This window comes from Streptomyces sp. NPDC005775 (assembly GCF_042871565.1).
Lineage (GTDB): Bacteria > Actinomycetota > Actinomycetes > Streptomycetales > Streptomycetaceae > Streptomyces.
Genome location: NZ_JBIAIU010000006.1, coordinates 149,307 through 165,360, shown reverse-complemented (window position 1 = coordinate 165,360; position 16,054 = coordinate 149,307). Strand labels below are relative to the sequence as shown.

Below are 16,054 nucleotides of genomic sequence, written 5' to 3'. Positions count from 1 at the left end.
GTTCCAGTTGTCGCATTTGATCATCACCGTCACGACTCGCCCGAACCGTCCCATCCATCACCGTCCGCCCCCCAAGGACTCCGCTTGCGCCCCTCAACCCGGCCGACCGCACTGGCCCTGCTGGTCACCGTGGCCCTCACCGGATCCCTGTGCCTGTGGGCGGTCGCCGCCGCTCCCGAGTCGGCCAGGACCGCAGTGGCCTGGGGGGCGAGCGCCGCCGCCGTGCTGCTCTCCGCCGCCGTCGCCACCGCCGTCCACGCCCGCCTCGCCGCGCGCCGACTGCGCGAACTGCTGGCCGCCGAGAGCGGCCGGTTCACCGCCGAGACCTCGCGCATGGTGTCGGCGTCCGCGGCCGACGCCCAGCGGTTCACCGCCGAGACGGCCAGGATCAAGGCCGCGGCGGCCGCCGAGACGGCCCGCGTCATCAAGGACGCCACGGCCGGCACCGAGCAGCTCACCGCCGAAAACGCGCGCCTCAAGGCCCGCGCCGCCCGCAGTGACACCGAGCGCTCCGCCGCCGTCGCCGCCTGCGCCAACGCCGCGGGCCGGATGCAGGCCCTCGCCACCAGCATGCTCGCCGACCTGCGGGACATGGAGCACCGGCACTCCGCCGAGGACGTCCTGGGCGACCTGCTGCACCTGGACCACCGCACCGCCCAGGCGGGCCGGCTGGCCGACTCCATCGCCGTGCTGACCGGCGCCCGCTCCGGCCGGCGCTGGGCGAAGCCGATCGTGATGGAGTCCATCCTGCGCGGCGCGATGGGGCGGATCAGCGGATACCAGCGCATCCGTCTCCACTCCACCAGCGATGTCGCCATCGCCGGGCACGCCGCCGAGGGCGTCATGCACGCGCTCGCCGAACTCCTTGACAACGCTGCCAACTTCTCGCCGCCCACCGCCGAGGTCCACGTGTACGTGGAGGAGGTCCCGGCCGGCATCGTGCTGACCGTCGAGGACAGCGGCCTGGTCATGAGCGACGTGCAGCTGCGCCGCGCCGAGCGGGCCGTCTCCGCGACGGACCAGGACCTGACCGGCCTCTCCGGAACCCGCCTCGGCCTCGCCGTCGTCGGCCGCCTCGCCCGCAAGCACGGTCTGACCGTCTCGTTCCGGCCCTCCGCGCGCGGCGGCACCGGCGCGCTGATGATGCTCCCCCAGGAGATCATCACCCGCACCCCGATGCCGGCCCCCGAGCCCGCCGCCGCCCAACCGGCCGCCCCCGCCCCGCGCGAGCCCGAGCCGGTCCACGCCTCCGCCGCCGACCGCACGGACGCGACCCCCGACGCGACCGCCGCCACCGCCCGCGCCCAGGAGCCCGTGCGCTCCGACTCCGGCTCGGAGCCCCTGCGCTCCGACTCCGGCTCGGAGCCCCTGCGCTCAGACTCCGGCTCGGAGACCACCGGCGGCCTCCCCCGGTTCGGCGAGAGCGGCCTGCCCAAGCGCTCGCGCGGCCGCACCCTGGCCGCCGCCGAGTCCCGCGCCCGGGCGGCCTCCGAAGCGTCGGAGGCCGAAACGGCCGACGGCTCCACCCCCCGGCCCCGTGCGTCCGACCCCAAGGCCCAGGCAGCCCGCTTCAGCAGCTTCCGCCAGGCAGTACGGCCCAACTCCCCGCACCCGGAAGGCAACACCCGATGACCGCGACCACCGACGAGAAGCTCAACTGGCTGCTGGAGGGGCTCCTTGAGCGCACTCCCGGCGCCCGTCACGCCCTCGTGCTGTCCAGGGACGGCCTCAAGCTGTGCCGTACCCCCGAGCTCTCCGTCGACCAGGCGGACCAGCTGGCCGCGATCTCGGCCGGAATCCAGAGCCTCTCGCACGGCGCGTCCGTCGAGTTCGGCGACGGCACCGGCGGCGTACGCTCCGCCATGGCCGAGTTCTACGGCGGCGTGCTGTTCATCGTGGAGGCCGGCGCCGGAGCCCACCTCGCGGTCGTCGCCTCCGAGGACGCCGACGTCGGCCTTGTCGGCCACAACATGAGCGAGCTCGTCGAGCAGCTCGGCGAGCACCTCGTCGCCCCGCCGCGCGAGCCCGCAGAAGCCTCCGAAACCGCGACCGTATGACCCCGCGCCCCCGCCCCGGCCGGGACGACGACCCGGACCGGCTGTACACCCTCACCGGTGGCCGCAGCCGCTCCGATTCGGCCGCCTTCGACCTGGTGACGCTGGTCGTCTCCGAATGCGAGCCGGCCCCCGGCATGCAGTCGGAGCACGTCACGATCCTGCGGATGTGCGAACGGCCCACCGCCGTCGTCGAACTCGCCGCCGGACTGAACCTGCCCGTCAGCATCGTGCGCATCCTGCTGTGCGACCTGCTCGACACCGGCCGGATCAGCGCCCGCCACCCCCGTACCGCCCGTGTCGCGGACCGGCTCCCCGACCCCGACATCCTGGAACAGGTGCTCGTTGGACTCCGCAACCTCTGACCGTGCCGCCCTGCAGGCCACGGCCGACAACGGACTGAAAATAGTCGTCGTCGGCGGCTTCGGGGTCGGCAAGACCACCATGGTCCGATCCGTGAGCGAGATCCGTCCGCTCAACACGGAGGAGACCATGACCCGCGCGGGCGAGGCCGTCGACCACCTCGACGGGGTGCAGTCGAAGACGTCCACCACCGTCGCCTTCGACTTCGGCCGGATCACGCTCGACGCCCGCTCCGTCCTCTACCTCTTCGGCGCACCCGGCCAGGAGCGCTTCTGGTTCCTCTGGGACCGGCTGTTCTCCGGGACGCTCGGCGCGGTCGTCCTCGTCGACACCCGGCGCCTCGCCGACTCCTGGTACGCCATCGACCGGCTGGAGCACCACGGCACGCCGTTCATCGTGGCGTGCAACGACTTCGGCGGCCCCCTCCACACCGAGCAGCAGATCCGCGAGGCGCTCGCCCTCTCGGACGACGTACCGCTCGTGGAGTGCGACGCCCGGGACCGGTCCTCCAGCAAGTACGTCCTGATCACGCTGGTGGAGCACCTCTACGCCCTCTCCAGGGGCACGGTCAGCTCCTCCACCTCCGCCGCCCGTCCGGAAACCGCTCCGGAGAAGACCCCGGAGCCCACCCCGTGACCCAGCCACCCGAACCACCCCCGGGCTGCCCCGCGCACGGACGCGCACCCCTGTCCGGGCCCCGCTTCCAGACCGAACCCACCCAGCTGTACCGGGAGATGCGCCGCGACCACGGCGCCGTCGCCCCCGTCGTCCTGGACGGCGACGTCCCGGCCTGGCTGATCCTCGGCTACCGCGAACTGCACCAGGTCACCAGCGACCCGGTGCTGTTCAGCCGCGACTCCGACCTCTGGAGCCAGTGGGAGAACATCCCCGACGACTGGCCCCTGCTCCCGATGATCGGCCGCAAGCAGCCTTCGATCCTCTACACGGTCGGCCCCCGCCACGTCGAGCGCGCCCGGATGATCAGCAACGCCCTGGAGGCGGTCGACCCGTTCGCCCTCAAGCGGTACGCGGAGGAGTTCGCCGACGACCTCATCGACCGGTTCTGTTCCAAGGGCTCGACCGACATCATCGCCGAGTACGCGATGCTGCTCCCCGCCCGCGTCCTGGCCCGGATCTACGGGTTCAGCGACGAGGTCGGCGACGCGCTCGTCGGCTCGATCAACGACATGATCGACGGCCGGGAACGCGCCCTGGCCGGTCAGCAGCACCTCGGCACGTCCATGTTCCAGCTGCTGGCCGACAAGCACACCCAGCCGGCCGACGACGTCGCCACCCGGATGCTGGCCGACCCCGGCGGCTTCACGGACGAGGAGGTCGCCCAGGACCTCATGGTCATGATGGCCGCCGGCCACCAGCCGACCGCCGACTGGATGGGCAACTCGCTGCGCCTGATGCTCACCGACGACCGCTTCGCCGCCTCCCTCTCCGGCGGCCGGCACAGCGTCGCCGAGGCCATGAACGAAGTCCTCTGGGAGGACACCCCGACGCAGAACGTCGCCGGCCGCTGGGCCTCGCGCGACACCCACCTCGGGGGCCGTCACATCCAGGCCGGCGACCTGCTGCTCCTCGGCATCGCCGCCGCCAACGCCGACCCGCAGGTCCGCACCGACGGATCCGCGCTCACCGGCGGCAACAACGCCTTCCTCTCCTTCGGCCACGGCGAGCACCGCTGCCCGTTCCCGGCCCAGGAGACCGCCGAGGTCATCGCCCGTACCGGCATCGAGGTCCTCCTGGACCGCCTCCCGGACATCGACCTCGACGTCCCCGCCGAGCAGCTCACCCGGCGCCCCTCCCCATGGCTGCGGGGCCTGACGGACCTGCCCGTCGCCTTCACGCCGACCCCCGCCACAGGTTCCGCCAACGGAGGCCAGATATGACCCGCATCGCCCTCGACCCGTTCGTCGCCGACCTCGACGGCGAGAGCGCCGCCCTGCGGGCTGCCGGGCCGCTCGCCGAGGTGGAGCTGCCCGGCGGGGTGCACTGCTACGCGGTCACGCACCACGCGGAGGCCCGGCAGCTGCTGACCGACTCCCGGATCGTGAAGGACATCAACGTCTGGGGCGCCTGGCAGCGCGGCGAGATCCCGATGGACTGGCCGCTGATCGGCCTGGCCAACCCCGGCCGCTCCATGCTGACCGTCGACGGCGCCGACCACCGCCGGCTGCGCACCCTGGTCGCGCAGGCCCTCACCGTGAAGCGGGTGGAGCGGCTGCGCGCGGGGATCGAGGCGCTGACGACCGCGAGCCTGGACCGCCTCGCGGCGCTGCCCAAGGGCGAGAAGGTCGACCTGAAGGCCGAGTTCGCCTACCCGCTGCCAATGAACGTGATCAGCGAGCTGATGGGTGTCGACGGCGCCGACCACCCCCGCCTCAAGGAACTCTTCGAGAAGTTCTTCTCCACGCAGACACCGCCGGAGGAGGTCCCGCAGATGATGGCGGACCTCGGCGCCCTCTTCACGAAGATCGTCGACGCGAAGCGGGCCGAGCCGGGCGACGACCTGACCAGCGCGCTGATCGCGGCCTCCGAGGACGGCGACCACCTCACCAACGAGGAGATCGTCAACACCCTCCAGCTGATCATCGCGGCGGGCCACGAGACGACGATCAGCCTGATCGTGAACGCCGTCGTCGCCCTCGAAACCCACCCCGAGCAGCGCAAGCAGGTCCTGAGCGGCGAGCTGCCGTGGGAGAACGTGATCGAGGAGACCCTGCGCTGGAACACCCCGACCTCCCACGTCCTGATCCGCTTCGCGACGGAGGACGTGGCAGTCGGTGACAAGGTCCTGCCCAAGGGCGAGGCCCTGATCGTGTCCTTCGGCGCACTGGGCCGGGACGAGGCGCAGTACGGACCGACCGCCGGCGAGTTCGACGCGGCCCGCACCCCCAACCGCCACATCGCCTTCGGCCACGGCCCGCACGTCTGCCCCGGTGCGGCGCTGTCCCGCCTGGAAGCAGGAGTGGCCCTCCCCGCCCTCTACGAGCGCTTCCCGGAACTGGAGCTCGCCGTGCCGGCCTCCGAGCTGCGCAACAAGCCGATCGTCACCCAGAACGACCTGTTCGACCTCCCGGTCGAGCTGGGCTGACCACCCTCCGTCCCCTCAAGCACCGGCCGAGCCGCTTCAAGCCCGTCCGGCGCTCGAGGACGAAACCCCGAACCCCGAAACCGGCCACCTCACGCCCGTCCGGCGCTTGAGGACAGAGCCCCGAACCCCGGTCCGGCGCGGAGGCTTCCGTCCTCGAGCGCCGGACCGGCTGATGTGGCGCGCGCGTCTCACCCGACGGACAGGCCGCGTAGCCACCGCACCGAGCGGCTACGCTCCGACTCGTGGCCGACATCCAGATTCCCGCTGACATCAAGCCCGCCGACGGACGCTTCGGCGCCGGTCCTTCCAAGGTGCGGACGGAGGCGCTCGACGCGCTGGCCGCCACCGGTACGTCTCTTCTCGGTACGTCCCACCGCCAGGCCCCGGTGAAGAACCTGGTCGGCGCGGTACGTGACGGTGTGCGCGACCTCTTCTCCCTCCCCGAGGGATACGAGGTGATCCTGGGCAACGGCGGCTCCACCGCCTTCTGGGACATCGCGACGCACGGTCTGATCGAGTCGAAGTCCCAGCACCTCAACTTCGGTGAGTTCTCCTCGAAGTTCGCGAAGGCCGCCAAGCTCGCCCCGTGGCTGGCCGACCCGACCGTCATCGCCTCCGACCCGGGTACCCACCCGGACCCGAAGGCCGAGGCGGGCGTCGACGTCTACGCCTTCACCCACAACGAGACCTCGACGGGTGTCGCCGCGCCCGTCAAGCGCGTCGCGGGCGCCGACGAGGGCTCCCTCGTCCTGGTGGACGCCACCTCCGGCGCGGGCGGCCTGCCGGTCGACATCGCCGAGACGGACGTCTACTACTTCGCCCCGCAGAAGTCCTTCGCCTCCGACGGCGGCCTGTGGATCGGCGTCTTCTCCCCGGCGGCCCTGGAGCGCGCCGCGCGCGTCCACGCGTCCGGCCGTCACATCCCGGAGTTCTTCTCGCTGCCGACGGCGATCGACAACTCCCTGAAGAACCAGACGTACAACACCCCGGCGCTCGCCACGCTGTTCCTCCTGAACGAGCAGCTGACCTGGATGAACACCCAGGGCGGCCTGGACTTCACCACCGGCCGCACGGCCGCCTCCTCCGGCCACCTGTACGGCTGGGCCGAGGAGTCGAAGTACGCGACCCCGTTCGTCACGGACGCGGCCAAGCGCTCGCAGGTCATCGGCACGATCGACTTCGCGGACGAGATCGACGCCGCCGCGATCGCCAAGGTGCTCCGCGCCAACGGGATCGTCGACACGGAGCCGTACCGCAAGCTGGGCCGCAACCAGCTGCGCGTGGCGATGTTCCCGGCGATCGACCCGTCGGACGTCCATGCGCTGACGGCGTGCATCGACTACGTGATCGAGAAGCTGTAGTCCGTACGTCCGGAACGGCCCTGCGCACCGCGAGGTGTGCAGGGCCGTTTCTGCTTCACTCGGCCGAGTGGCATATGCCAGAAACACGCTCTGCGGCCGTTCCGCCCTACGATGATGGTCTCGACACCAGCCATTCCAGGAGGCCCGCAATGTCTGCAGCAGCAGTCGAGCACCCCTGTGACGATGGACCGGAGCCCCTGCTCGTCACGGCCAACAGGCTTGCGGAGCAGCATCCCGGCTATCGCGTCGAGATCATCGGAGGCATCATCACCGTGGCTCCACCCCCGGACGGCCCGCACGCGGACGCGTTGACCACACTCATGATTCCGTTCCTCGCCGCAGGACTTCATGGCGCGGAATCGAGAGTCCTCCAGGCCATCGGTCTGTGGCTGCCCGGCGGTCCGGAGGACTACGCGATCCCCGACCTGGCCCTCGTCGACGCCGATTTCGACGAGCACAAACTCGAGAACAACTGCTACGACCCGGCCGTTTTCCGCCTTGTCCTGGAGGTCACCTCCAGCAACTACAACAGCGACCTGCGGCACAAGGTCGCGGCGTACGCCGGGGCCAAGATCCCCGTCTACGTGATCATCGACCGCAGGCACGGCCGCGTCCACGTCCTGACCGAGCCGGTCGGCGGCACCTACGACCGCCACGAGGTGTACGCCCCCGGCCAGGAAGCCCCGCTCCCCGACTCCATCGGAGCCGAAGTGGCCCTCGACGTCGCCGAACTCATCAAGGCGGGCCGGCCCCGCAACTGATCTCCGTACCGGCCCGTTGTCAGTGGCCGCGGCTACCTTACGGATCATGACGAAGACCGTGCCGTACACCGGCGGCGAGAAGGAATCCCTGCACATCGCGCTCGACCGGCACCGCGACGTGGTGCTGTGGAAGCTCGACGGACTGGACGACGAGCGACTGCGCCGCCCGATGACCCCTTCGGGGACGAACCTGCTGGGCCTGGTCAAGCATCTGGCGACCGTCGAGTACGGCTGGTTCTGCACATCGTTCGGGTACGAGGTCGAGAAGCTCTGGTTCGACCCGGCCACCGAGGACATGACGGTCTCCGGGGACGAGTCGACCGCGGACATCCTCGCGTTCTACGACCGCGCCCGCACCGCCGCCGACCGGGCCATCGAGGCAACGGACCTGGACACGACGGGCACGTCGTGGAACGGGCGGACGGTGTCGATGCGCTGGGTCCTCATCCACATGCTGGAGGACGTCGTACGGCACGCCGGGCACATGGACATCGTGCGCGAACTGATCGACGGGGCAACGGGCGACCACCTGCGCTGAGCCCACCGGGAGCCGTCATCCGGCGTCCAGCCGCCACCGCTCCTCGCCGTCCTCCCACGCACCGGTCCGCACCAGTCCCGCCGCCTCGGCCACGGCAGCCGACGCCGCATGCCCGGGGTGGATGTGGGCGACGACGGTACGCACCGCTCCCCCGCCGAACAGGTGCGCCACCAGACCCTCCACCGCCTCCTTGGCATGGCCCCGCCCCTGCCACTCCGCCCCGATCACCCAGGCGATCTCCGCCTGCGTACCGCTCACCGTCGCCTGCACGTAGCCCGCCAGGCGGTCCTCGTCCCGGACCCGCAGCACCCAGTTCCACCAGAGCTCGCCCGGGTCCGGCGACCCGGCGGTCTGCCGCTCGTAGCGGGCCCGCAGCTCACGGGCCGACTCCGGGGCGCCACCGGTGAAGGTGTGCAGGGCCGGGTCGGCGAGCACGGTCGCCATCTCTTCCGCGTACGCCACCCGGAGGGGCTCGGCGTCGAGGCGTGCGGTGGTGAAGGGAGCGGGCCCGTGGTTCGTCGTCGTCGTCATAGGCCGACGACCCTACGCCGGACCCGTCGCCGCCTTCGAAACGCCCGTTCCGCACCGCCCGCGCGGATGAACACGACGCCGGGGCGGCGGACCATGGAACGTATGCAGACGATTCCCGAGCTGAAGCCGTTCGTGACGCAGTACACCGTGCTGCTCAGCACGCGGCGCCAGGACGGGACGCACGCCGACACCCCCGTCCACATCGCCGTCGAGGGCGACCACGCCTACCTCCGTACGTTCTCCTCGGCGTGGAAGGTGGAGCGGATGCGCAACCACCCCGTCGTGCGGATCGGCCCGTGCACGCTGCGCGGCCGGCCGACGGGGCCACAGATCACCGCCCACGCCCGCCTCCTCCAGGCCGGGTCGAAGGAGAACACCCACGCCGCCCGGATGCTGTCCCGCAAGCACCCGATCGTGCAGGGCGTGCTCGTCCCGGTCGCGCACCGGATCAAGCGCGACAGGACCCTGCACTACGAGATCCGCCCACTCGAAACGTAGAACGGCGTCCGCACCCGTGGAGCGGTGTCAGCACCCGTGGAGCGGCGTCCGCACCCGTGAGCGGCGTCAGCCCTGTCTGCGCCGCCTGCCCAGGAACAGCAGCAGCCCGATCCCTGCGAGCACGGCGATCCCGGTGAGCGTCGTGCCCTTCACCGGCACCCCGCCCCCACCCGCCGCGCTCCCCGCGGACGACGGCGACGTGCCCCCCGCCCGGGCGGGCCCGTCGCCCCCGGCGCTCTTCAGGTCCACCCGCACGACATCGCTCTGCTCGCCCTCGGAGCCGTACATCAGCGCCGAACCGTCCGCCGTGTACGTCACCGACTCGGACTGCCCGAGCAGCGGCGACTCGACCGGGTAGTCCTTGCCTAGCCTGCCGTCGGCGAACGCGTAGCCGCGCGCGCTGAAGTACGAGCGCAGCACCAGTTCCCTGCCGTCCGGCGAGAACGCCCCGTCCGTCACCCACGGCACGTCCCCGACCCGCCGGAACACGTTGTCCCCGCCCGTCGTGAGCTTCGCGGGACCTTCGTACAGCCCGCCGCCCTCCTCGTTCTTCGACGCGATGTACACACGCCCGGTCTTCGGGTGGACCATCAGCGCCTCCGCGTTCCGCGCCCCGTCCGCGTACTTCACGTCGAACTGCGTGGCCCGGACGGTCGCGTCCCGGAGTTCCTTCGGCTCGGGGAAGCGGTAGATCCAGACGTGGTCCCAGCTGCCGTTCAGGTTGTCGCCGATGTCGCCGACGTACAGGTTCCCGTCGGGTCCGAGCGAGATCGCCTCCACGTCCCGGGGTGCGCCCACGCCCTTCATCGTGATGCGCGCGACGGTCTTACCGGTGCGGGAGTCGACGGCGAAGACGTACGGCCCGTCGTCGCTGTCGTTGTGCGTCCAGTAGATCCCCGGGTGGGCGCGGCTGGCGGCCAGGCCGCTGGACTCGGTGATCTGCGGGTCCTCGATCGTGAAGCTCCGGTCGGGCTCCGAGTCGTCGGCCACAGCAGGGGCAGCCGCCGCGAAGGACAGGAGCGCGGCGGCGCCGAAAGCAGTCAGTCGGTACGAACGCATGGCACAAGTGTCCATCGTCACGTCGCAGGCCGAAGCCAGGATCCGCCATGATGGCGCCATGCGTTTCATGTGCGTCGGCGATTCCATGACCATCGGACGCGCCGGTGACTTCACGTGGCGCTACCGCATGTGGCAGCACCTCGAAGCTTCCTTCGACGGTCCGTACGCGATCGTCGGCCCGCGCACCGAGTTGTACGACACCGGCACGGGCACGCCCGTCTCGGCCGCGTACGCGGTCCCCGGCTTCCCGGCCGAAGCCCGTCGGCACCTGGCCGGCTGGGGCGAGGGCTGGCTGCACATGGCCCCGGTGATCGCGGAGACTGTGGCCGAGCACCGGGCGGACGTCCTGCTCGTCTCGCTCGGCCTGATAGACCTCGGCTTCTACACGGACAGCGAGCAGACCGCGGCCAACGCCCGCGCGTTCCTCACCGCGGCCCGCACGGCGAACCCGCACATCAAGTGCGTACTGCTCCCCGTCATACCGAACGTGCGCGCCGAGTCCGACGCCCCCTTCGCCGCCGAGTGCGCCCGCTTCAACGAACTCCTCGCCAAGACGGTGGCCGACCTCGACGCCCCGGGCTCCCCGCTGCTGCTGGCCTCGCACCCGCCCGGCTACGACATCCACACGGACACGTACGACGGCACGCACCCCGGCCCGTCCGGCGAACACCGGCTCGCGGCCGCCTACGCCGACGCGATGCACCAGGCGTGGGGGCTGGGCGGGCCGTACCGCCCGTCCGCCTCCTGACCCCCTAGGGGGTCTCCGACAACGCCGCGCGCGCCGCGGCGAGGATCTCCTCGGAGAGCGGGGAGCCCTCGGTCGCCCGGGCCAGGACGAGTGCGCCGACCATCGTGCTCAGCCGGGTGAGGCCCTCCTGGGTGTCCTGGGTGTCCTGGTCCTCGGTGCTGAGGAACGCGGCGAAGTCCCTCACGCCCTCGGTGTACACGCGGCGTGCCTCGCGGTCTCCGGGTTCGCGTGCCATGTCGGAGGCCAGCGCGGCGACGGGGCACCCCTCGGCCGCGCCGTCCCGGTGCTCCACGGAGAGGTACGTGCCGATCAGCGCCTGCTGCGCGGCCTGGCGCTGTCCCGCGTACTGCTCGATCCCGTCCTTGTGGTGCCGGGCGAGGTCGTCGAAGGCGTGGGCGGTGGCTTCGTCGATGAGCGCCTCCTTGGAGGCGAACTGCTTGTAGAAGCCGCCGTGGGTCAGGCCGGACGCCTTCATGAGGTCGGCGACGCTGGTGTGGGTGCCCTGCTCCCGGAACAGCCGGGAGGCGGTTTCCACGACCCGTCGGCGGTTCTCCTCCGCCTGTGCCTGCGATACGCGGCCCATGAGCCACCTCCCATTGGATGTCGGTTGCAATCTATCCTAGACTGTGTTTTAGATTGTCATCGTAATCTAATTCTGGCGGGGCCGTCCGGCGCCCGCGACGTAGGGAGTAGTCATGGATCTGCAACACACGGTCGCGGTCGTCACCGGCGCCAACCGGGGACTCGGCCGGCATCTGGCCGGCCAGCTCGTCGAGCGCGGCGCGAAGGTGTACGCGGCAGCCCGCCGCCCCGAGACGGTGGACCTGCCCGGCGTCATCCCCCTGCGGCTGGACGTGACGGACGAGGCGTCGATCCGGGCCGCGGCCCGCACGGCGTCCGACACGACGCTGCTGGTGAACAACGCGGGCATCTCCACCGCCACACCACTGATCGCGGGCGGCCTCGACACGGTGCGCCTGGAGATGGAGACGAACTTCTTCGGCCCCCTCGCCGTGACGCGGGCCTTCGCCCCCGTCATCGAGGGCAACGGAGGCGGGACCGTACTCAACGTCCTGTCCGTCCTGTCCTGGCTGCACCCCGCCGGTCTCGGCTCCTACGCGGCGGCGAAGGCCGCGGCCTGGGCACAGACCAACGCGGTCCGGGAGGAACTGGCGCCCCGCGGCATCACCGTCTCCGCGCTGCACGTCGCGTACATGGACACCGACATGGCCGCGGACGTCCCCGCCGAACAGAAGACCGACCCCGCCGATGTCGCCGCACAGGCCCTGCACGGTATCGAGACGGGCCTGCTGGAGATCCTCGCCGACGACACCACCCGATACGTCAAGCAGAGCCTGGCCGCGGCACCGGCCGCCGCCTGAGACGCCCACCCCCGCGCAAGTCGCCACCCGCCGCTCCAGCCGGCGGAAGCACCCACAACGGACCGGTCCGTCCGGGGCAGAACCTCAGGACGGACGGCTGACGGAGACGGCGATGAAGACCTTCATGATCGAGCGGTACGGCGACGAGGCCGGAGTGCACGCCGGCGAGATGCCCGAGCCGCAGACGGGCCCCGACGACGTCCTGGTCCGGATCCACGCGGCGAGCGTCAACCCGCTCGACCTCAGACTTCGCGACGGGGCCTTCAAGGCGTTCCTCCCGTACCGTCTCCCGCTCGTCCTGGGCAACGACTTCGCCGGGGTGGTCGCCCGCACGGGACCGGCCGTCACACGGTTCGCGGTGGGTGACGAGGTCTACGCGCGACCCGACACGAACCGCATCGGCACGTTCGCCGAGCTCATCGCCGTCCACCAGGACGACGTGGCGCTCAAACCGGTCGGCCTCACCATGGAGGAGGCCGCGTCCCTCCCCCTCGTCGCCCTGACCGCGTGGCAGGCCCTGGTCGAGCGGGCACAGGTGCGGCCGGGCCAGAAGGTCCTCGTCCACGCGGGTGCCGGCGGTCTCGGCACCATCGCCGTACAGCTGGCCAAGCAGTTGGGCGCGCACGTGGCCTCCACCGCGAGCACGGCCAAGGTCGACCTGGTGAAGGAGCTCGGCGCGGACGTCGTCGTCGACTACAAGCGGGAGGACTTCGAGGCCGTCCTGCACGACTACGACGTCGTACTGGACACCCTCGGCGGCGAGACGCTCAAGAAGTCCCTGGGGGTACTCAAGCCCGGCGGGAAGGTCGTCAGCGTCGCAGGCCCGCCCGACGCTGCCTTCGCCCGCGAGCTGGGACTGAACGCGGTCCTCCGGCTCGTGATGAGCGCGCTGAGCTTTCGGACCCGCCGTCGCGCCGGGCGGCGCCACGTGACGTACTCGTTCCTCTTCATGAGGGCGAGCGGCGACCAACTGCGCGAACTCGCGCAGCTCGTCGAGGCCGGCAGCATCCGTCCCGTCGTCGACCGTGTCTTCCCGTTCGATCAGACCCGCGAGGCGCTGGAGTACGTCGAGGAGGGCCGCGCGAAGGCCGGCAAGGTCGTGGTCACGATGACGTGAGGACGCCCCAGCGGCGGACGACGCCACCGAGAGCATCCCGCGGCCCCGGTCACCGGGGCGGGCCTGCGGCTGGAGGCTCTCACCCCTTCCCCGTCGGCTTCGCCCGTACGTGCATCCGCTCCCCCTGCGGCCCGAACAGGCTCAGGCACTCCACCGGTTCCGGCCCTGCCGCGCCCCACCAGTGCGGGGTGTGCGTGTCGAACTCGGCCACCTCCCCCGCTGTGAGCACCAGGTCGTGGTCCCCCAGCACGAGCCGCAGCCGCCCCGAGAGCACGTACAGCCACTCGTACCCCTCGTGCACCCGCTGCTCGACCGGCCCCTCCCGGCCCGTCGCCCCGGGCATGACCTGCTTGTACGCGTTCACGCCGCTGAGGTGCCGGGTGAGCGGCACGAACGTCTGCCCGTGCCGCTTGAAGGGCCGCAGGGTGACCCGCGGGTCACCCGTGTCCGGGGCCCCGACCAGCTCGTCCAGCTGCACCCCATACGCCTTCGCCAGCGGGAGCAGCAGCTCCAGGGTGGGCTTGCGGCCGCCCGACTCCAGCCGGGACAACGTGCTGAGCGAGATCCCGGTCGTCTCGCTCAGCTGCGCCAGGGTCGTCCCGCGCTCGGTGCGCAGCGCGCGCAGCCGCGGCCCGACACCGGTCAGGACGGACGACAGCTCGTCGTCCCCCATCGGGCTGCCCTCTGTGCTTACCTCATCCGCTGCCATGGTTCCATTTGCCGACCCGGCAAGCGGCGTTGTCAACCGGAGACGTCTGCCGACCCGGCCGCCGGTCCGATCATGGCCATGGACAGGCGGGTGAACTCGCTGGTCAGCCAGGCGGGCGGCACCTGACGCGGGCGGCGGCCGTGATGCGCGAGGAGCTCGTCGACGGACCGGGTCAGCACCTTCACCACCACGGCGAGGTTCCCGTCGACGGCGTGACCGCGCCGCCTGGCACGCTCGGACTCCTGGGTCAGGAACTCCGTCCACACCGACCGCCACATCGTGAGGTGCTCCTCCATCTCCCTGCTCACTCCGAGCACCTCGACGAACGCCACCCTCGCCTCCTGCGGATCCCGCGTGACGGCCCGCACATAGGCGTCGAAGAGCCGGTGGACCCGCTCCTCGGTCGAGCAGGTCTCCATGCCCTCGGCGGACAGCTCCGCCTCGGACGCCCGCATCCCGCGCGTCGCCACTTCGTCGTACAGATCGATCAGCAGGGCCTCGCGCGATTCGAACTCGCGGTAGAAGTCCCGCACTTCCACATGTGCGGCAGCGCACAGGTCTTCGACGGTGGTACGGGCGTAGCCGTACACGGCGAACATGGTCCGCCCGGCCGCCAGGAGTTGCGCACGCACCCACGCGGGGTCACGTGCGGCCCTCACTCCGCTCCACAGCTCCATCACGGCATCTGCCATCGGTCCTCCTCGGTCCGTCCAGGCCCCCCGGCCCACTTTCCTCGCTCCACCGCGTTGACGGCACTACCGCCACACGGCGAACAGCCGTACGCCTCACCCGGAGGCGGCCGCGTCCGCCGCCTGGAGCGCCGCGACGCGCTCCCGCCAGGACACCGGCTCGGGCCGCACGTAGTCGTCGGGGAGGGGCGAGGGCTCCCACTTGACCGTGTGGGCGTCCCATGCGGCCTGCTGGGTGCACGGCCGGCACACGGTCTCTGTTCCCCTGGGCCGGAAGACGTGCTCGGCCACGTCGCCCGTCCCCTCGCAGGGGATGGGCGGCAGAAGCGCGGGCGGGGCGAGCACGGGCTCCTCCTCGCGCACGGGCTCCGGCATCATGCGGACGAGCCGCTTGCCCAGAAACCCGACGGCGCACCGCACCCCGTCCTCCGGCAGACCCCTGCTGAGCGCCATCCGCAACTCGGCCGCACTCGCCCCGCGCCTCAGCCAGTCGGCAGCCGTCCCGGCCAGACCACGGGCCTCCAAGACGCCGAGACGCAGCTGAATGTCGGCGTGCTTCAGCGAGAGCAACACGCGCTCAGCCTGCACGACTTGCGGGTCCGTGGGCTCGGGTTCGGCCGTCTCGTCCGGAAGCTGCGGCTCTTCGGTGGGTGGGTGGGATGAGTTCTTCTCATGTTCTTCATCCACCGGTAGGTAGCCACCGGCCGACCGACCACCCGGATGACCGACGGCCGGGTGTCCGACAGCCGGAATCCGCTCACTCGGTCGGACCTGCGGCGCCGACGCCCCGAGGTCCCGGACACACCGGGCCTCCTCGTCGGTGAGGGGCACATTGGAGAAGACCTGATCGGTCACCCACAGCCCGCCGTCACCCTGCCGCCGCCACTCGTGGACGAACCCGTTGACCTTCAACTGCGCCTTGGCCTTCTGGTAGGCGCGCCCGGTGATGCCGAGCTTCTTGGCGTGCTCGCTCAGGGCCTTGCCGGCCCATTTCCCGGGCAGCCCTTGCACGTAGGCGATCAGGATCTTCGCGTCACTGTCGAGACGCGGATGACGGATGACGTCGTGCGACGCCTTCACATAGCCGTAGGACGGCGAGATAGCATGGCAAAGCATTCTCGGTGGACCTCTGTCATATCCA

Annotated in this window: 19 protein-coding genes; 13 read left to right on the top strand and 6 right to left on the bottom strand. The window is 71.2% G+C overall.

What is annotated here, in order from left to right:
• The first annotated feature begins 84 nt into the window (after positions 1–84).
• The 9 genes from ACFYPA_RS16335 (at position 85) to ACFYPA_RS16295 (ending at position 8,180) form a co-directional block, all read left to right on the top strand.
• Positions 85–1,632, top strand: a complete 1,548-nt coding sequence (locus tag ACFYPA_RS16335) for an ATP-binding protein (RefSeq protein ID WP_389132353.1) — start codon at positions 85–87, stop codon at positions 1,630–1,632.
• Positions 1,629–2,057, top strand: a complete 429-nt coding sequence (locus ACFYPA_RS16330) for a roadblock/LC7 domain-containing protein (RefSeq protein WP_359077960.1) — start codon at positions 1,629–1,631, stop codon at positions 2,055–2,057. Before ACFYPA_RS16335 ends, ACFYPA_RS16330 begins: the two co-directional genes overlap by 4 nt.
• Positions 2,054–2,419 carry a DUF742 domain-containing protein gene (locus ACFYPA_RS16325; RefSeq protein ID WP_219573777.1) on the top strand — a complete coding sequence of 122 codons (366 nt, stop codon included), beginning with the start codon at positions 2,054–2,056 and terminating at the stop codon, positions 2,417–2,419. The genes ACFYPA_RS16330 and ACFYPA_RS16325 overlap by 4 nt, the downstream gene beginning before the upstream one ends.
• Positions 2,400–3,053 (top strand): ATP/GTP-binding protein, encoded by a 654-nt coding sequence (locus ACFYPA_RS16320; RefSeq protein WP_359077958.1) that lies wholly within the window; start codon positions 2,400–2,402, stop codon positions 3,051–3,053. Before ACFYPA_RS16325 ends, ACFYPA_RS16320 begins: the two co-directional genes overlap by 20 nt.
• The gene (locus ACFYPA_RS16315; RefSeq protein WP_359316269.1) at positions 3,050–4,315 is read left to right on the top strand and encodes a cytochrome P450; all 1,266 of its coding nucleotides are present in this window, start codon (positions 3,050–3,052) and stop codon (positions 4,313–4,315) included. The genes ACFYPA_RS16320 and ACFYPA_RS16315 overlap by 4 nt, the downstream gene beginning before the upstream one ends.
• Positions 4,312–5,520, top strand: coding sequence for a cytochrome P450 (locus ACFYPA_RS16310; RefSeq protein ID WP_359077954.1), 1,209 nt, complete (start codon positions 4,312–4,314; stop codon positions 5,518–5,520). Before ACFYPA_RS16315 ends, ACFYPA_RS16310 begins: the two co-directional genes overlap by 4 nt.
• 242 nt (positions 5,521–5,762) lie before the next feature.
• On the top strand, positions 5,763–6,881 hold the full coding sequence (gene serC / locus ACFYPA_RS16305; RefSeq protein ID WP_359077952.1) for a phosphoserine transaminase: 1,119 nt from the start codon (positions 5,763–5,765) through the stop codon (positions 6,879–6,881).
• A 149-nt stretch (positions 6,882–7,030) separates the two neighbouring features.
• Positions 7,031–7,642, top strand: a complete 612-nt coding sequence (locus ACFYPA_RS16300) for a Uma2 family endonuclease (RefSeq protein ID WP_359077950.1) — start codon at positions 7,031–7,033, stop codon at positions 7,640–7,642.
• Positions 7,643–7,688: 46 nt separating this feature from the next.
• A complete protein-coding gene (locus tag ACFYPA_RS16295) occupies positions 7,689–8,180 on the top strand; it encodes a DinB family protein (RefSeq protein WP_359077948.1) in 492 nt (163 codons plus the stop codon).
• Positions 8,181–8,195: 15 nt separating this feature from the next.
• Here ACFYPA_RS16295 and ACFYPA_RS16290 read toward each other — a convergent pair whose 3' ends face one another.
• Positions 8,196–8,711, bottom strand: a complete 516-nt coding sequence (locus ACFYPA_RS16290) for a GNAT family N-acetyltransferase (protein WP_389132345.1) — start codon at positions 8,709–8,711, stop codon at positions 8,196–8,198.
• Between the two features lie 102 nt (positions 8,712–8,813).
• On the opposite strand from ACFYPA_RS16290, the gene ACFYPA_RS16285 reads away from it, so the two are divergent.
• On the top strand, positions 8,814–9,209 hold the full coding sequence (locus ACFYPA_RS16285; RefSeq protein ID WP_359077944.1) for a PPOX class F420-dependent oxidoreductase: 396 nt from the start codon (positions 8,814–8,816) through the stop codon (positions 9,207–9,209).
• Between the two features lie 66 nt (positions 9,210–9,275).
• Here ACFYPA_RS16285 and ACFYPA_RS16280 read toward each other — a convergent pair whose 3' ends face one another.
• Positions 9,276–10,268: a WD40 repeat domain-containing protein gene (locus ACFYPA_RS16280; RefSeq protein ID WP_389132342.1), complete on the bottom strand. Its 993-nt coding sequence runs from the start codon at positions 10,266–10,268 to the stop codon at positions 9,276–9,278.
• Positions 10,269–10,326: 58 nt separating this feature from the next.
• On the opposite strand from ACFYPA_RS16280, the gene ACFYPA_RS16275 reads away from it, so the two are divergent.
• Positions 10,327–11,016, top strand: coding sequence for a GDSL-type esterase/lipase family protein (locus ACFYPA_RS16275; protein ID WP_359077940.1), 690 nt, complete (start codon positions 10,327–10,329; stop codon positions 11,014–11,016).
• A 4-nt stretch (positions 11,017–11,020) separates the two neighbouring features.
• On the opposite strand, the gene ACFYPA_RS16270 is transcribed toward ACFYPA_RS16275, so the two are convergent.
• Positions 11,021–11,599, bottom strand: coding sequence for a TetR/AcrR family transcriptional regulator (locus tag ACFYPA_RS16270; protein ID WP_359077939.1), 579 nt, complete (start codon positions 11,597–11,599; stop codon positions 11,021–11,023).
• Between the two features lie 112 nt (positions 11,600–11,711).
• Here ACFYPA_RS16270 and ACFYPA_RS16265 point away from each other — a divergent pair, with 112 nt between their 5' ends.
• Positions 11,712–12,398: an SDR family oxidoreductase gene (locus ACFYPA_RS16265; protein WP_389132339.1), complete on the top strand. Its 687-nt coding sequence runs from the start codon at positions 11,712–11,714 to the stop codon at positions 12,396–12,398.
• A 112-nt stretch (positions 12,399–12,510) separates the two neighbouring features.
• Complete coding sequence (locus ACFYPA_RS16260; RefSeq protein WP_389132336.1) at positions 12,511–13,515, top strand: NADP-dependent oxidoreductase; 1,005 nt, start codon at positions 12,511–12,513, stop codon at positions 13,513–13,515.
• A gap of 79 nt (positions 13,516–13,594) precedes the next feature.
• Here the strand turns inward: ACFYPA_RS16260 and ACFYPA_RS16255 are convergent, their stop codons facing one another.
• The 3 genes from ACFYPA_RS16255 to ACFYPA_RS16245 all read right to left on the bottom strand — a co-directional run bounded on the left by ACFYPA_RS16255 (position 13,595) and on the right by ACFYPA_RS16245 (position 16,029).
• The gene (locus ACFYPA_RS16255; RefSeq protein WP_359077934.1) at positions 13,595–14,188 is read right to left on the bottom strand and encodes a helix-turn-helix transcriptional regulator; all 594 of its coding nucleotides are present in this window, start codon (positions 14,186–14,188) and stop codon (positions 13,595–13,597) included.
• Between the two features lie 68 nt (positions 14,189–14,256).
• Positions 14,257–14,916, bottom strand: coding sequence for a helix-turn-helix domain-containing protein (locus ACFYPA_RS16250; RefSeq protein WP_359077932.1), 660 nt, complete (start codon positions 14,914–14,916; stop codon positions 14,257–14,259).
• Positions 14,917–15,009: 93 nt separating this feature from the next.
• Positions 15,010–16,029 (bottom strand): hypothetical protein, encoded by a 1,020-nt coding sequence (locus ACFYPA_RS16245; RefSeq protein ID WP_389132331.1) that lies wholly within the window; start codon positions 16,027–16,029, stop codon positions 15,010–15,012.
• Between the last annotated feature and the right edge of the window lie 25 nt (positions 16,030–16,054).

Coding starts and splice junctions, on each gene's coding strand:
- ACFYPA_RS16275 (WP_359077940.1), top strand. CDS start 10,327: ATGCGTTTCATGTGCGTCGGCGATTCCATGACCATCGGACGCGCCGGT.
- ACFYPA_RS16295 (WP_359077948.1), top strand. CDS start 7,689: ATGACGAAGACCGTGCCGTACACCGGCGGCGAGAAGGAATCCCTGCAC.
- ACFYPA_RS16255 (WP_359077934.1), bottom strand. CDS start 14,188: ATGGGGGACGACGAGCTGTCGTCCGTCCTGACCGGTGTCGGGCCGCGG.
- ACFYPA_RS16325 (WP_219573777.1), top strand. CDS start 2,054: ATGACCCCGCGCCCCCGCCCCGGCCGGGACGACGACCCGGACCGGCTG.
- ACFYPA_RS16310 (WP_359077954.1), top strand. CDS start 4,312: ATGACCCGCATCGCCCTCGACCCGTTCGTCGCCGACCTCGACGGCGAG.
- ACFYPA_RS16270 (WP_359077939.1), bottom strand. CDS start 11,599: ATGGGCCGCGTATCGCAGGCACAGGCGGAGGAGAACCGCCGACGGGTC.
- ACFYPA_RS16250 (WP_359077932.1), bottom strand. CDS start 14,916: ATGGCAGATGCCGTGATGGAGCTGTGGAGCGGAGTGAGGGCCGCACGT.
- ACFYPA_RS16330 (WP_359077960.1), top strand. CDS start 1,629: ATGACCGCGACCACCGACGAGAAGCTCAACTGGCTGCTGGAGGGGCTC.
- ACFYPA_RS16290 (WP_389132345.1), bottom strand. CDS start 8,711: ATGACGACGACGACGAACCACGGGCCCGCTCCCTTCACCACCGCACGC.
- ACFYPA_RS16285 (WP_359077944.1), top strand. CDS start 8,814: ATGCAGACGATTCCCGAGCTGAAGCCGTTCGTGACGCAGTACACCGTG.
- ACFYPA_RS16280 (WP_389132342.1), bottom strand. CDS start 10,268: ATGCGTTCGTACCGACTGACTGCTTTCGGCGCCGCCGCGCTCCTGTCC.
- ACFYPA_RS16260 (WP_389132336.1), top strand. CDS start 12,511: ATGAAGACCTTCATGATCGAGCGGTACGGCGACGAGGCCGGAGTGCAC.
- ACFYPA_RS16245 (WP_389132331.1), bottom strand. CDS start 16,029: ATGCTTTGCCATGCTATCTCGCCGTCCTACGGCTATGTGAAGGCGTCG.
- ACFYPA_RS16300 (WP_359077950.1), top strand. CDS start 7,031: ATGTCTGCAGCAGCAGTCGAGCACCCCTGTGACGATGGACCGGAGCCC.
- ACFYPA_RS16265 (WP_389132339.1), top strand. CDS start 11,712: ATGGATCTGCAACACACGGTCGCGGTCGTCACCGGCGCCAACCGGGGA.